Source organism: Asticcacaulis sp. (assembly GCA_024707255.1).
GTDB lineage: Bacteria > Pseudomonadota > Alphaproteobacteria > Caulobacterales > Caulobacteraceae > Asticcacaulis.
The window spans coordinates 215,789-230,308 of record JANQAC010000002.1 but is presented as its reverse complement, the minus strand read 5'-3'; the positions used below and the strand labels follow the sequence as shown (position 1 = coordinate 230,308).

At 58.9% G+C, this 14,520-nt stretch carries 10 protein-coding genes and 1 pseudogene; 4 read left to right on the top strand and 7 right to left on the bottom strand.

Going from position 1 to position 14,520, the window contains the following annotated elements; translation table 11 throughout:
- Positions 1–145: 145 nt before the first annotated feature.
- Positions 146–1,039: a hypothetical protein gene (locus NVV72_12295; GenBank protein ID MCR6660071.1), complete on the top strand. Its 894-nt coding sequence runs from the start codon at positions 146–148 to the stop codon at positions 1,037–1,039.
- Between the two features lie 25 nt (positions 1,040–1,064).
- Complete coding sequence (cysQ, locus tag NVV72_12290; protein ID MCR6660070.1) at positions 1,065–1,862, top strand: 3'(2'),5'-bisphosphate nucleotidase CysQ; 798 nt, start codon at positions 1,065–1,067, stop codon at positions 1,860–1,862.
- Positions 1,863–1,956: 94 nt separating this feature from the next.
- On the opposite strand, the gene rfbA is transcribed toward cysQ, so the two are convergent.
- Genes rfbA through rfbC form a run of 4 tightly spaced genes read right to left on the bottom strand, consistent with a single transcriptional unit; the run spans position 1,957 to position 5,324 of the window.
- Positions 1,957–2,820 carry a glucose-1-phosphate thymidylyltransferase RfbA gene (rfbA, locus tag NVV72_12285; protein ID MCR6660069.1) on the bottom strand — a complete coding sequence of 288 codons (864 nt, stop codon included), beginning with the start codon at positions 2,818–2,820 and terminating at the stop codon, positions 1,957–1,959.
- The gene (gene rfbD, locus NVV72_12280) at positions 2,820–3,710 is read right to left on the bottom strand and encodes a dTDP-4-dehydrorhamnose reductase (protein ID MCR6660068.1); all 891 of its coding nucleotides are present in this window, start codon (positions 3,708–3,710) and stop codon (positions 2,820–2,822) included. Before rfbD ends, rfbA begins: the two co-directional genes overlap by 1 nt.
- Positions 3,711–4,766: a dTDP-glucose 4,6-dehydratase gene (gene rfbB / locus NVV72_12275; GenBank protein ID MCR6660067.1), complete on the bottom strand. Its 1,056-nt coding sequence runs from the start codon at positions 4,764–4,766 to the stop codon at positions 3,711–3,713.
- A gap of 12 nt (positions 4,767–4,778) precedes the next feature.
- Positions 4,779–5,324: a dTDP-4-dehydrorhamnose 3,5-epimerase gene (gene rfbC / locus NVV72_12270; GenBank protein MCR6660066.1), complete on the bottom strand. Its 546-nt coding sequence runs from the start codon at positions 5,322–5,324 to the stop codon at positions 4,779–4,781.
- Positions 5,325–5,503: 179 nt separating this feature from the next.
- Here rfbC and cysD point away from each other — a divergent pair.
- Together cysD and cysN are read left to right on the top strand one after the other, a co-directional pair.
- Positions 5,504–6,417, top strand: a pseudogene (gene cysD / locus NVV72_12265) (sulfate adenylyltransferase subunit CysD).
- 14 nt (positions 6,418–6,431) lie between these two features.
- Positions 6,432–8,348, top strand: a complete 1,917-nt coding sequence (gene cysN / locus NVV72_12260; protein ID MCR6660065.1) for a sulfate adenylyltransferase subunit CysN — start codon at positions 6,432–6,434, stop codon at positions 8,346–8,348.
- On the opposite strand, the gene NVV72_12255 is transcribed toward cysN, so the two are convergent.
- The 3 genes from NVV72_12255 to NVV72_12245 all read right to left on the bottom strand — a co-directional run bounded on the left by NVV72_12255 (position 8,345) and on the right by NVV72_12245 (position 14,422).
- Positions 8,345–9,508 carry a glycosyltransferase gene (locus tag NVV72_12255; protein ID MCR6660064.1) on the bottom strand — a complete coding sequence of 388 codons (1,164 nt, stop codon included), beginning with the start codon at positions 9,506–9,508 and terminating at the stop codon, positions 8,345–8,347. The genes cysN and NVV72_12255 overlap by 4 nt on opposite strands.
- 3 nt (positions 9,509–9,511) lie before the next feature.
- Positions 9,512–10,384 carry a WcbI family polysaccharide biosynthesis putative acetyltransferase gene (locus tag NVV72_12250; GenBank protein MCR6660063.1) on the bottom strand — a complete coding sequence of 291 codons (873 nt, stop codon included), beginning with the start codon at positions 10,382–10,384 and terminating at the stop codon, positions 9,512–9,514.
- Between the two features lie 1,131 nt (positions 10,385–11,515).
- A complete protein-coding gene (locus NVV72_12245) occupies positions 11,516–14,422 on the bottom strand; it encodes a glycosyltransferase (GenBank protein MCR6660062.1) in 2,907 nt (968 codons plus the stop codon).
- Positions 14,423–14,520 lie beyond the last annotated feature (98 nt).

The following is a 14,520-nucleotide window of genomic DNA, read 5'->3' as shown; positions in this document are numbered from 1 at the left end:
GATGACCTGCGGTATTTTCATGCTATCCAGACCTGACAAGGCCAGACAGGGGATACTGATTTATGACGATGAACCGCAAAGGGCTTAAACAGGTTCTCATTGACAAGATGGCCCGGATCATCGCCCCCTGGTTGCGGATGCGCTTTTGCCTGTACTGACGGAACGCGTTTCCGGCCTTGTCGATGCTCGCCTCGACGGCGGCGCAAAGCCTGCCTTGCCGCCGGTGGACGTCTTCCGCTCATCGCCCGATGCGCCGTTCATGGCCTATTCGACCTGCACAGCGACGGACTTCCTCCATCCGGAATTTCAGCGACTGACCGACCTGATCAATCATCAGGTGTTTTATCATCGCAAGCTGTGGGAATTTATTTTCATTCTCCATCATGCTTTCCGGCTTGGCGCAGTGGGACCGGACAAACGCGCCCTGGGTTTCGGCGTCGGCACCGAGCCACTTCCGGCGGCCTTTGCCAGTGCTGGGACTCATGTCATGGCCACCGATGCGCCACCCGAAATCGGTCTGAAAAATGGCTGGGCGGATCACCGGCAACTGGCTGAGGCCCTCAGCGCGATTCCCGAAGGGCGTATGGATCGCACCGACTTCGAGGAACGGGTGCAGTTCGAGCATTGCGACATGAACGCCATTTCCCCTGCCCTCACCGGTTTTGATTTCTGCTGGTCCGCCTGCGCGCTCGAACACCTCGGCTCCATAGAAAAGGGCCTGGATTTCATCGTCAACAGCGTTGAGAAAACCCTGAAGGTCGGTGGCGTGGCGGTCCATACGACCGAGTTCAACCTGAGTTCCAACAGCCAAACCCTCGACAATAACTGGACGGTTCTTTTTCGGCGTCGTGACCTGGATCAGCTTGCGGAAAAACTACGGGCACGCGGGCATTATGTCGAACCCTTCACGGTGGCGCCGGATACCATGCCCGTGGACCGATATATCGACGCGCCACCCTATGGTGAGCCGCACCTCAAGCTGCTGCTTGAAAATTTTGTCACCACTTCGGCCGGTCTCGTGATACGCCGGGGACGATAATTCGTCCCGATTCCCGGAGTTTCCCTTGGACCTGAACCCGATCATGCTGGCGGCCGGCGCCGAGATCATGCGCATCTATGCCACCGATTTCGCGGTGGCCACGAAGGGCGACGCCTCGCCAGTGACCGAAGCGGACCAGAAAGCGGAAGCCATTATACTGGCCGGGCTGAAGCATATCGCGCCCGGCATTCCGGTGATCGCCGAGGAAGAGGCGGCGGCAGGACGCTTCCCCACCACCGCCGGCACCTTCTTCCTGGTTGATCCGCTCGATGGCACTAAGGAATTTATCTCGAAGAACGGCGAGTTCACCGTCAATATCGCCCTTATCGAGTATGGCAAGCCGGTTCTGGGCGCAGTCTATGCGCCGGCGCTGGGCAAGATCTGGTGGGGCTCGGCGGGCTTGAATGGTAAGTCAGGGGGCGCCTTTATGGCCGAGGTGAAAGAGGGTTTAATAGGCGAGGCGCGCGCGATACAGGTGCGTCAGCCGCAAGGGGGCCTGATCGCGGTGGGTTCGCGCTCGCATGGCGGGGCGGAAACGCAAAGATATCTCGAAGCCTATACGGTCGCTGATTTCGTTGCCGCCGGGTCGTCGCTGAAATTCTGCCTGATCGCCGAGGGCCGCGCCGATATCTACCCGCGCATGGGCCGCACCATGGAGTGGGATACGGCGGCGGGCGATGCGATCTTACGCGCCGCTGGTGGCCGGGTGGAGACGCTCGACGGCCAGCCGCTTAGATACGGCAAACGGTTCCAGGATAATGACGGAGATTACGCCAATCCGCACTTTGTCGCCTTCGGTGCGGTGGAAACGCGGCTGGCCTAGAGTGTCGATCTGGTTGAACCAGATCGGCACTCTAGGTTTTTGTTTTAACGCGCATCTTAACCCAAAAAGTGCATCACACTTTTTGGGACGCGCTCTAATCTATCAGCTTTTGCAGATAGCGGCCGTAATCACTCTTATCCAGGCGGGCAATCAGCGCGGATAGCTGGGCATTGTCGATATAGCCGCGACGCCACGCCACCTCTTCGGGACAAGCGATTTTCATGCCCTGCCGCTTTTCAAGCACGCGCACGAAATCGGCGGCATCCAGCAGGCTGTCGGGCGTGCCGGTATCGAGCCAGGCATAGCCGCGACCGATCGGCTTTACCCGCAATTCGCCGCGTTCCAGATAGGTACGGTTGATATCGGTGATTTCCAGCTCGCCGCGCACAGAGGGCTTGAGATTGGCGGCGATATCTATGACCTGATGATCGTAGAAATAGAGGCCGGTCACCGCCCAGTTCGACCGGGGTTTCGCCGGCTTTTCCTCAATGGACACGGCCTGGAAATTGGCGTCGAATTCGATCACGCCGTAGCGTTCGGGATCGGACACCTGATAGGCGAAGACGCTGGCGCCGGAGGTGATGGCGGCCGCTTCCTCCAGAAAGCCGGACAGCGACGGACCGTAATAGATGTTATCGCCGAGGATCAGGCAGGAGGGCTGACCGTTCACGAAATCGGCGCCAATAATATAGGCCTGGGCCAGGCCCTCCGGCGCCGGCTGTTCGGCATAGGATAACTGAATGCCCCACTGCTCGCCTGTACCGAGGAGTTTCTGGAATTGCGGCAGGTCATGGGGCGTCGAAATGATCAGGATATCGCGGATGCCGGACATCATCAGGGTCGACAGCGGATAATAGATCATCGGCTTGTCGTAGATCGGCATCATCTGCTTGGAGACGCCGAGTGTCATCGGATACAGGCGCGAACCGCTGCCGCCCGCCAATATTATGCCCTTCATTATGTATTTCCTCCGAGCAATTGATCCAGGCAGACGTCGAGCGAATCCTGCCAGGGCTCCAGACGCAGACCAAAGACCTCATCCAGCTTTTCGCTGTTCAGGCGGGCATTTAACGGACGCTTCGCCGCCGTAGGATAGTCGGCCGTGGCGATGGGATTGACATGGACAGGCTTGTGGCCGCGCGCTTCAGCGCCTTTGAAAATGGCTTTGGCAAAGTCGGCACGCGTCGTTTCCCCCTCCCCGGCGAGATGGAAGGTGCCGCGGATCGTCGGGTCAGGATCGATGACGACCTGCTGGGCAATGGCCAGCACGGCGCGCGCGGCCTCCGGCGCATAGGTCGGGCAGCCATGCTGGTCGGCCACGACGGTCACCTCGTCGCACGTTTCGGAGAGGCGCAGCATCATTTTCACGAAGTTATTGCCCAGTGATGAGTAAACCCAGGAAATACGCAGGATGACGTGGTTATCAGTGGCGGCGCGGACCTGTTCCTCGCCCGACAGCTTGGTCCGACCGTAGACGCTGATAGGCGCAGGCGCATCCGCCTCAGTATAGGGCTCAGCCTTGTCGCCGGCAAAGACACAATCGGTTGACAAATGCAGAATGGGTATATTCAGTTCCGCCGCTAGTCGGGCCAGAACACCGGGCGCATCTCCATTGACCTTCTGCGCCAGCTCGGGTTCGCTCTCGGCCTTGTCCACCGCCGTATAGGCCGCCGAGGAGATAATAACCTCGGGACGGATTTCCCGCACCGCCGTCTCGATCGTCTCCGGTTTCGACAGATCGACATCGGGCCGGCCGATCCGCACGATATCAAGCCCCAGCCGGTCGCCTTCGATTTGCAGGGCGGTATCGACCTGGCCATTTTTTCCGGTCACAAGAATACGCATCATCTAGGCTTTCACAATTCCCAGCCGTTCGCCAGCATAGACCTCGCCGCGCAAGGGGCGCCACCAGGTTTCATTATCGAGATACCAGCGCACGGTCTTTTCAAGGCCGCTGTCGAAGGTTTCCTTGGCTTTCCAGCCCAGTTCGGTTTCCAGTTTGGTGGCATCTATGGCGTAACGCCGGTCATGGCCAGGACGATCGGTGACGAAGGCAATCAGCCGGTCATGCGGGGCGTTCTTCGGGCGCAACTGATCCATGAGTGCGCAGATGCGCCGCACCACCTCTATGTTGCTGCGCTCATTGCGGCCGCCGACATTATAGGTTTCGCCAAGGCGCCCCCTTGAACAGATCAGATGCAGGGCGCGGGCGTGGTCCTCGACATATAGCCAGTCACGGATATTCGAGCCATCGCCGTAGACCGGCAGGGGCTGGCCTTCCAGGGCATTGATGATGTTGAGCGGGATCAGCTTTTCGGGAAAGTGACAGGGGCCGTAATTGTTCGAGCAGTTCGAGACCACGACTGGCAAACCGTAGGTCCGGTGCCACGCCTTGGCGAGATGATCGGAGGCTGCCTTGGAGGCAGAATAGGGCGAGGACGGATCATAGGGCGTGGTTTCCTCGAAGAGGCCGGTTTCACCGAGCGAGCCATAGACCTCATCGGTCGAGACATGCAGGAAGCGGAAGTTCGACTTTGCCTCGCCTTCAAGGCTGTTCCAGTAATGGCGCGCCCCCTCCAGAAGGTTGAAGGTGCCCATCACATTGGTCTCGATGAAATCCTTCGCGCCGGTAATCGACCGGTCGACATGACTTTCCGCCGCCAGGTGCATGATATGGTCTGGGCGGAAACTGGTGATGACCTGGCTGAGCTTCGGTCCGTCGCAGATATCCGCCTGAACGAACTGGTAGTTGTTGGCGCCGGCGATCGGGTCGAGCGACGCCAGATTGCCGGCATAGGTCAGCTTGTCGAGATTGAGCACATCGGCGCCGACCTCACCGACCAGATACCTGACCAGGGCCGAACCGATAAAGCCGGCACCACCGGTGACGAGAATACGCATGATTGGATTGTGCCTTTATGACTTAAGCGACGCCAGAGGCGGCTGGATTTTATCCTTAGCCGACAAAATCGCCGTGGCAATATCGGTGGGCCAGTTGATACCTATGTCAGGATCGTCAAAGGCAATCCCGGCATCATTGGGCGCGCTGTAAGGACAGGTGACCTTGTAGAAGACCTCCGTATCCGGTTCCAGCGTGCAGAAACCATGCGCGAAGCCCGCCGGCACCCACAATTGTTCTGCGCCCGCAGCGGTCAGGGTTTCGCCGACCCATTGGCCAAAGCGGGGCGAGTCAGGGCGGATATCCACCGCCACATCGAAGATCGCTCCTTTCAGGCAACGCACCAGCTTGCCCTGGGCAAACGGTTCGGCCTGGTAGTGCAGGCCACGGATGGTGCCGGTTTCGCGCGACAGGGACTGGTTGTCCTGAACGAACGTGACATCGGCAACATTTTCCCGAAACCAGCCGTCCTTGAAGGCTTCCATGAAAAAGCCGCGTGCATCGCCGATCATTTTCGGCTGGACCAGAACCGGACCGGGGATGGCAAGCGCCTTGAACTGCATTACAGACCTTATCCTTACTCGCATGACACGCCTCATCAGACGCATCACATCATCCTAACCTAGCCATCGCATCTTAAGCCAGAGTTTAGACTTTGTGGTTTGTTCGGCGCAAAGAGTAAAGTTAGATAGGCCGCTCTGAATGACGAATGCGCCGAAGAGGCGCATGAAAAGGTTTTTGTATGCCTGTTACGCCCGAAAGAATGACCCATCTGAAGCGCCTGGAAGCCGAGGCGATCTTCATCATGCGCGAGGTCGCCGCCGAGTTCAAAAATCCGGTCATGCTTTATTCGATCGGCAAGGATTCGTCGGTCATGCTGCACCTGGCCATGAAGGCCTTTTATCCGTCGAAGCCCCCTTCCCTTTCATGCACGTCAATACGACGTGGAAATTCCGCGAAATGATCAAGTTTCGTGATGATACCGCGGCGCGACTGGGACTGAACCTGATCAGTCACACCAATCAGCAAGGGGTAGCCGATAACGTCAATCCATTCGATCACGGCTCGAACGTCTTTACCAACATCATGAAGACCGATGCCCTGAAGCAGGCCCTGACCGAACATGGCTTCGATGCCGCTTTCGGCGGCGCCCGCCGCGACGAGGAAAAGAGCCGCGCCAAGGAGCGCATCTTCTCCTTCCGCACGGCTAATCACGGCTGGGACCCGAAGAACCAGCGGCCGGAACTGTGGAACCTTTATAATGCCCGAGTAAAGCCGGGTGAATCGATCCGCGTCTTCCCGATCTCCAACTGGACCGAGCTCGACATCTGGCAATATATCCTGATGGAAAACATTCCCATCGTGCCGCTCTATTTCGCCCAAAAGCGTCCGGTCGTGCAGCGTGGCGGCCAGTGGATCATGGTCGATGACGACCGCCTGCCGCTCAATCCCGGCGAGGTGCCGGAAATGAAGTCCGTGCGTTTCCGCACCCTGGGAGACTACCCCCTCACCGCCGCTGTCGAATCCGAAGCCGCCACCCTGGAAGAGATTGTGGCCGAAATGCTGGTGGCCCGCACCTCCGAGCGCTCCGGCCGCCTGATCGACCACGATGAAGCCGGCTCGATGGAAAAGAAGAAGCGCGAGGGTTATTTCTAATGAATGCGACTGTTATGGAAGACACCCTCGACACCAAAGCACTCGTCGAATATCTGGCCACACACGAGAAGAAGGACCTGCTGCGCTTCCTGACCTGCGGGTCGGTGGATGATGGCAAGTCGACCCTGATCGGCCGCCTGCTCTATGACACCAAGCTGATCTTCGAGGATCAACTGGCCAGCATCGAAAAGGACTCGAAGAAGCACGGCACGGTCGGTGACGATATTGACCTGGCCCTGCTGGTCGATGGCCTACAGGCCGAGCGCGAGCAAGGCATCACCATCGATGTCGCCTACCGCTTCTTCACCACCGACAAACGCAAGTTCATCGTCGCCGACACCCCCGGCCACGAACAATATACCCGCAACATGGCCACCGGCGCCTCCAATTCGGACCTCGCCGTCATCCTGATCGACGCCCGCAAAGGCATCCTGACCCAGACGCGCCGTCACTCGTTCATCGTGTCGCTGCTCGGCATCAAACATGTGGTGCTGGCGGTCAATAAGATCGACCTGATGGATTACTGCCAGGACGTCTTCAACGAGATTGTTGCCGATTACCAGGCGTTCGCTGCCGATTTCGGCTTTGAGACCTTGCAGGCCATTCCGATGTCGGCCCGCTATGGCGACAACGTTCTGGGCCGCAGCGACAAGATGCCGTGGTATCAGGGCCCGACGCTCGTCGAGCACCTGGAAACGGTGCAGATCGATCAAGACCAAAGCCAAAAGCCCTTCCGTTTGCAGGTCCAGTGGGTCAATCGCCCCGACCTCAATTTCCGCGGCTTCTCCGGCACCATTTCTTCCGGCACCGTTCGTCCCGGTGACGAGGTGCTGGTGGCCAAATCCGGCAAAACGTCCAAGGTCAAGGCGATCGTCACCTATGATGGTGATCTGCCGGCCGCGGCCGCCGGCCAGGCCATTACGCTGACCCTGGAAGATGAAATCGATATTTCACGCGGCGACGTAATCTCCGCAACGGACAATCGACCCGAAGTCTCCGACCAGTTCCAGGCGCGCCTGATCTGGATGAGCGAGCAGGAACTGATCCCCGGTCGCACCCTGCTGGTCAAGATCGGCGCCAAGACGGTTTCGGCGTCGGTGACCGAAATAAAGCACAAGACCGACGTCAATACCTTTGCCGATCTGGCGGCCAAGACGCTGAAGCTGAACGAAGTGGCGCTGGTCAATATCGCCCTGCAGGAACCCGTGGCGTTTGATCCGTATGCGGACAATCACGAAATGGGCGCTTTTATCGTCATCGACCGTGTGTCGAACCTGACGCTCGGCGCCGGCATGATAGAACACGGTCTCAGGCGCGCCACCAATGTCCACTGGCAGGCGCTCGACGTCAACAAGGCGACCCGTGCGGCCGCCAAGAACCAGAAGCCGGTCGTTTTGTGGTTCACCGGGCTTTCGGGCGCCGGCAAATCGACCATCGCCAATCTGGTCGAGAAGAAGCTTCTGTCGCTCAGCCACCACACCTATCTGCTCGATGGCGACAATGTCCGCCACGGCCTGAATAAGAACTTAGGCTTCACCGATGCCGACCGCGTGGAGAATATCCGCCGCGTGGCTGAGGTGTCGAAGCTGATGGTCGATGCCGGCCTGGTGACGCTGGTGTCGTTCATCTCGCCGTTCCGTGCCGAGCGGCAGATGGCGCGCGAGCTGCTGGGCGACAACGAGTTCATCGAGATCTACGTCTCGACCCCGCTTGATGTGGTGGAAAAGCGCGACGTCAAGGGCCTCTATGCCAAGGCGCGCGCCGGCGAGATCAGGAACTTCACCGGTATCGACAGCCCCTACGAGGCGCCGGAAAGCCCGGAACTGACGCTCGACACCACGAGCCAGACGCCGGAACAACTGGCGGAAAAAGTCGTCGCCTACATGCTGGCAAACGGCTTCCTGGGTGATGGCCTGGATTACGTGATCTAGGAACGGATGGCGAGAGCCTGAAGGGCTTTCGCCGCCGCACCAATATCCGCCTCGGCCCATTTTTGCACCGTGTAATCTTCGTATATGCCCTGCGGATCTTCCACGGGAATGAGAACCGACGGCACCTGAGTGACACCGGCGTCCGCCGCCAGTTCCGGCGCCAGGCCCCAGTCGGTCGTGATCACGCGGCGTCCGGATTGCAAAGCCTCGGCCAGGGTCAGGCCAAAGCCCTCCGAACGATGCAGGGACAGAAGCACATCGATCGCCGCGTAAAAATCACTAAGACCGATTTTGCGGTCCTGGCCATCAAACAGCAGAATACGTGCATCCGCCAGCGCCGCGGCCTTTAGCAGATCATAGCCGGCCGGGTAAAGCGCGCAGTCATGACAACGCAGGATCAGGCGCGTCTCAGGACTTTCCGGAAATGCCGTGTGGAAGGCTTCAATCGCGCCCAGCGGGTTTTTGCGCCAGAACCCGGACGCCATCGAAAAGGTGAAGCCGGCAACATACGCCCCCTCGCCTATTCCCAGAACGGAGCGTACCCTTGCAGCATCCACCGTGCTGACCGGGACGAAAGGATCGGCGTCAACCGCGTTGGGCACGATCCTTATTGGCCGCGCTTCAGGCATGACAGCCCGGATGGCATCGGCCACAAAAAGCGTCGGAGCCCATATTTCGTCTGCCCATTTAAGAGCCCTGCCCCAGTCTGCCGGCGCCTCGGCCAGTTCCCAGTGCCAGTAGGGGATGACCGCTGCCTTGCTGTACTCCCGTCTTCCGAGCTTGCTTAGAAAGCGGTTGAACAGGGGCGGCGCGGCATGAATGATGATATCGGTCGGGGCAAAATTCGCCATCTCCTTCAGCCCGCCGGCATCGTTTCGCTCGATGTCTGTCACCAGACGCAGAGCCCTTGCCATATCCATACGAAAGACAGGAATACCCCTGGCTTCCATGTCCATCGCCATCAGGTCAGCAGCACGCTGCAACCCGCAACGCACCGAGAAAAGGCCGGCTATGGCGACGCGTTTACCGCGATATTGTCGCCGGGCCTTTACCGGCGCGTAACGGATGCGTGGGCTACCGAAATGGTAGTCATTCGACAGGCCCAGAATGACATTGCGCAGACCTTTTGGCAAAAAGCGGGTAAAACCGGTTCCAAACATTAATTACAGACTAGCCAGGAAGCGCGTTTTCCATTCGGCGTATTTGTCCATGACGACCATTTCCTCGCGCTTATACCCTTTATACAAACTATAACACTGATTGACGAAATCCGGCATTTCCAGAAAAACGTCGGCCCGCGGCGCCTTCAGAAGAGACACCGAATAAGGCAGTTTGAACGTCTCGGAAATATACGGAAATACAGGGAAGACGGCATTGCTCAACATCCACTGCGGGAAACAGTCAGCGGTCAGCGACAGGACGGGAAGCCCCAGGTGCGCCAGTATCTTGCGCGCGTAGAGAAACAACAGATGCGTAACCGGATGATTGACCACGAACAAAGGCAGGCGTTCGTAAAGCATCTCCTCAAATTCGTCGTAGAAGCGGATATCCGCCTCGTTGCTACGTTTTTTCAACTCTGCCAAGCTATCCGGCCAGACCTGAAGATAGCCGAATTTATCGGCAAAGGCTGAATCATTGACCAGTTGCAGGGCCTTTGACGCGTCCAGGCCGTTGAGGTAGCTCATCAGCACAATTCGGCTATGATAATCGGCCAGAGGGCTTTGCAATCGTGCGCCCCCCTTGCCGGTCAATGTAATGTCTGGATGCAGGCCACCAAAATAGACATTCGTAAGGACAAGCGATGCTTTTGCCTTTTCCCGGATAGTCGCGCCGCGCACGAAGTCCTGCGGCCATCTGTCCGAAATCGGATAGTAAAGTACGCTGTCCGCGTTTTCTATCTTTGCCGTAACAGTCTCACGATCGGCCTCGCTTAGACGGTTGACCTCGACCCAGTCGAATGCAATCGAAGGGCAAAGCGTATTGCAGATAATGCTGAGCGGCTTGGCATGGCAGTTGGCTATAAAAAGCACTTTCATGAGATATCAACTCGCGGTTACTTGATGGCCATTTCAGACTGGCCGGCATCTTCCATATCTTTCATTTTTTTCACCATATCTTTGTGGGTCAATATGGCGAGCGTATCCTTCGGATCGTAGGCATAGAGGTGATCCTTCAGGAGGGCGGCGATATGGCTTTGGAAGGCCCGGCGCTGGTCGTCGAAACCTGAGCGCGCCAGGGCGGCATTGACCGTGTCGGCCAGGGTCTCGCGCGCGGTGACCTCATAAACACTGCCGGAACCCGACAGGGTGTTGCGCCCCATCAGCACCACCGGCCGGTCATTGGCCAGCGCGATATAGGCCACCGAAGACAGAATGGTCACCGTCACATCACTCAGCAGCAGGCAGTCCAGCACATTGCTCTCGCGCACCACCACCACGCGCGGATGCGCAAAAGCCTGCGGATAGAGGTTGGGGTGCGGCTTGAACAGGATCAGCCAGTTATGGGCCTCCGCCAGTTCCGCCAGCGCCGCCAGACCGTCCTGCGTATCCTCAAAGATCGGCGAATGCAGACGCGATTGTCCATCACGCGGCAGATTGCCCGAATGCCAGTCATTGATGCCAGCATAGAAGACCAGCTTCGCGCCCTCGGCATCGGCACGCGCCCGCACCGCGCCCATCACCGACAGCCCCGACTGCGGCTTGCGATCCAGCCGCCTGTCGCGGATATCGGCGATAACTGCCCCGGCCTTTTCCAGCCAGGGCGCGTTGGCCCGGGTCGCCTTCAACGTCACCCCCACGCAGGACGCTTCGGCCATCATCCCCTTCGCATCCAGGGTCAGGGTCTTGGGCACCATGCCCTCGTGCAGGTAGGCACTCGGGATCCCCAGGGCATTTGCCAGGGTCCGCCCCACCTCCATCAGGGAATTCCACTGATGCCACAACAGGACCACATCCGGCTGCACCTGCTGCAGGACATACAGCACCTTGCGGGCCTCGTCATCGATCTGGTCGAGGCATTTTTCCAACGCCACCGGCGACGGGTTCAGCGTCGAGTAGAAGCCGTAGAGCGCCCCGGCCGCCCTTTGCCTGACCGCCGGTGAAAACAGGCGTGTCGCGGCCGCCGGATCGCTGTCCCAGGCCGTCCGGGCCAGGCCATCGAGCGCGCCGTCAAAGAAATTGATCTCGGCCAGGGGGGGCAGGACGGGGGCTGGGAATGGCGTGGGGCGAATGGTGCAGCACCACCAGTTCCCGGCCCTGGCGGCGCAGTTCGTCGCGCAGGCTTGCGATGGCCTGAGCCTTTTCCGGCCGATCGACGGCATCGAGATTGTGGATGATCAGCAAAACGCGCGGGCGTGCCGGTGGCGGCAGCACGCTGAACAATCGGGCCTTCGCCGCCTCGGCGCCATAGCGGACCAGGTCGCCGCCAGGCAGGACCGGCGGAGGCGCAGCCGAAGCCGAAGCTTCCGGTACCGCCAGGCTCAGGGAGACCCGGGCGCCGTTTTCCAGGGTGGCGCGGATATCGATCGGCACGGCCGTATCGAGGGGCGCGTCGAGCAAAAGCTCGAAGCGCCAGCCGGTGTTGGTCTCGCCGTGACGGTACTGCTTGATATTGACCGCGCCTTCACCCAGAAGCCGATCCCCCTGCCACGCCTCGATCGAAGACAGGCGATGACCCGATGCCACAAAAACACCCCGGATCCACAACAGATCCCACGACGAGTCATAACGCGAATCAAAAGCACAAAACTCGGTAACGCCATGAAGAACCGGCAGGCCGATCGGCCATTCGACCGTTTCACCTGCACCGGTGAAGACGCGCAGTAAATATCCAGCTTCGCTAATCCGCCCAACTGAGAATTCCGGAGCTTCACTTGCACGTAACCCCTCATTCATCCCATGCCCATCAGCGAGGACTATTCCGTTTTGGGGCAGTTCTCCCACCCATGCATCAATCTCGAACCCATAATCGACAAAGGTTCCATCGGCATGGCGTTTTGCCACATCCGCCCGTTCCGTACGGCGGGTTGTGTACGCCACTATCTCGCCACTGGTATCGTCCACAAGCTCGGCGCGCACGGAAGCCTCCGTTAATACCCAGCCACTCACATGAATTTGTCGGGCGACAGCATCGTACACATAACGCGATACAGCCCGGCGCAGCGGACGCCTGATGACCGTAAACGCGGCATTTGTTGTCGTGTCTTCAGTATTCAGGACCAGGGTTTTTGCCGGCAGATCGACCACATCCTGCGCGTATTCCAGTAAGGGCGTTATCGCTTCGGATATCTCAGCTCGGAATGTCCGCAGGCAGGCCTTATAACGCCACTTTCTGTTGTCAAGCGCGGGGAGCAGCAGCCTGAACTCTGCTTCATCTCCTTCAACCCGATCGGGGTTCACAATGGCGTATAGCTGCGGATTGCCCAAAGGAAAACCCAGCCGGATCTGCTGTCGATAGAGTTCCAGTCTGACGGCATTATCGCCGGCATCGGCACGCGCCCGGAAGATGCCGCCGCTATCCATGGCGGCGCGGCTCTCCGGCGCCTCTCCAATCAGTCGCACGATTCGCGCCGCATTGGTGCCTTCAAGGGAAAGCAGTGCGCTTTCACCACCGCGCGCCTTGGGAAGGCTGACAGCCGGGATGTTACCCGCCGCAACGACTCGTCCGTTGCGCAGCAGAAGTACGGCATGGCGCCCGGTCAGATCGGCTTCATGATCAAAACGGAACAGGAGGCCACAGCTTGTCTGCTCACCAATGCCCGTTCTGGCCTTGTAGTCATTATTGACATAAGCCGTATCCCCCGCCACGCAGTGCAGGGCCTCACCGCGTTGCGCCAGCCAGACGACCGCATCATACTCGATGCCTGCGGGCGGCATGGCCCATGCCGATACAAGCCTTGCCTGATCCACCGGAATAATCTGACTTATACCAAATGTGTTGTCTGCGAAATCAGCAAGGGGCTTCGGCGGGCATAGATTTATATCCAGGGTGACCTGCCCCTGCCTGCCGCCGGCAAAGCTCAGGCTCAGAATGCTTCCGGCCAGATCGGTCATCTCGCGGGTGCGGCCGCTGAGAACCACCGTGTGCAGTAATTCGCCCTCATGCCAGTAGCCAGGCTCCACCCAGCAACTGCGTATCCATTCCGCTGATGACAGGGCGCCCAGAATGCGGACACGGCTCGCAAGCGTGAACTGTATCACTGTCCGGTCGCCAAAGATAAGGCTGCTGGCCTCACCGATCGAAACACCATCCGGCGCAGATGGCTGGGCCAGGTGATGAAGGTACCTTGCAATGACCTGCTCAAGCGCATCGGCACGCTGATCGATATCAGTCAGGAACCTGATACGCGGATTAAGGGCTGTTTCCTGCCGCGGCTGGCGAACGGTTTCGATAAGCGCTTCACGCAAAGCATCGATATCGCCGAGAGGCGCATAGCGCACCAGATCGCCGACATTTTCACGGATGACCGGCAGATCATATGCAACGCAGGCGGTATCACACGCCAATGCCTCGACAGGCGGATAACCGTAACCTTCGAAAAAGGACGGAAAAACCATGGCCGATGCTGACTTGATCGCGGCAAACTTCTCTTCATCAGACAACGAAAACAGGAATTCAACCGAAAGGCCACGCTCCGCGGCCAGCATTGAAATACGCGAGCGGTAAATACCCGCGCCACGCGGATTGCCGATGACAATCGAAAAAACGTGGTCCCTGAGTTCTGGCACCATGAGGTGCTCAACGACATCGGCGCCTTTGTGCTTGTCGCTGGGGCGGGCGAACAGCAGAATCTTCTTCTGATGCGTGATATCGTCAGACCGGTCGCGCGCCGGTGTATTGATCGCCGGTTGCCAGACATCAAACTGAGTTTCAGGCGGAACGTCCGTAAAGTAGGCTTCGGCATAACGCCGGTTTTCCTCCGCGCTGCACAGGACCAGACCACCGCGTCTCACGGGCAGTTGCCACTCACGCCAGCCTGCCTCCGGCCGTTTGTGGGGGGAGACCTCGTTGAACCAGTTCGGCGCTTCAAAACAGAACAGGATAAGCGCGGCCCTGTCGCGTTCGGCGGTGCGCATGGCCATATTGTAGAGCCGGCGAACCGGAGTCAGTTGCGGGGCAATAAATACTGCATCCATTCGCCCTGGTGACAGGACATTGAATGAGGCTTCAGTAA

What these genes read in the sequence shown, in the direction of transcription:
- rfbA (MCR6660069.1), bottom strand. Translation starts at nt 2,820, where the DNA reads ATGAAGGGCATAATATTGGCGGGCGGCAGCGGTTCGCGCCTGTATCCG.
- rfbD (MCR6660068.1), bottom strand. Translation starts at nt 3,710, where the DNA reads ATGATGCGTATTCTTGTGACCGGAAAAAATGGCCAGGTCGATACCGCC.
- NVV72_12255 (MCR6660064.1), bottom strand. Translation starts at nt 9,508, where the DNA reads ATGTTTGGAACCGGTTTTACCCGCTTTTTGCCAAAAGGTCTGCGCAAT.
- rfbC (MCR6660066.1), bottom strand. Translation starts at nt 5,324, where the DNA reads ATGCAGTTCAAGGCGCTTGCCATCCCCGGTCCGGTTCTGGTCCAGCCG.
- NVV72_12245 (MCR6660062.1), bottom strand. Translation starts at nt 14,422, where the DNA reads ATGCGCACCGCCGAACGCGACAGGGCCGCGCTTATCCTGTTCTGTTTT.
- cysN (MCR6660065.1), top strand. Translation starts at nt 6,432, where the DNA reads ATGGAAGACACCCTCGACACCAAAGCACTCGTCGAATATCTGGCCACA.
- NVV72_12250 (MCR6660063.1), bottom strand. Translation starts at nt 10,384, where the DNA reads ATGAAAGTGCTTTTTATAGCCAACTGCCATGCCAAGCCGCTCAGCATT.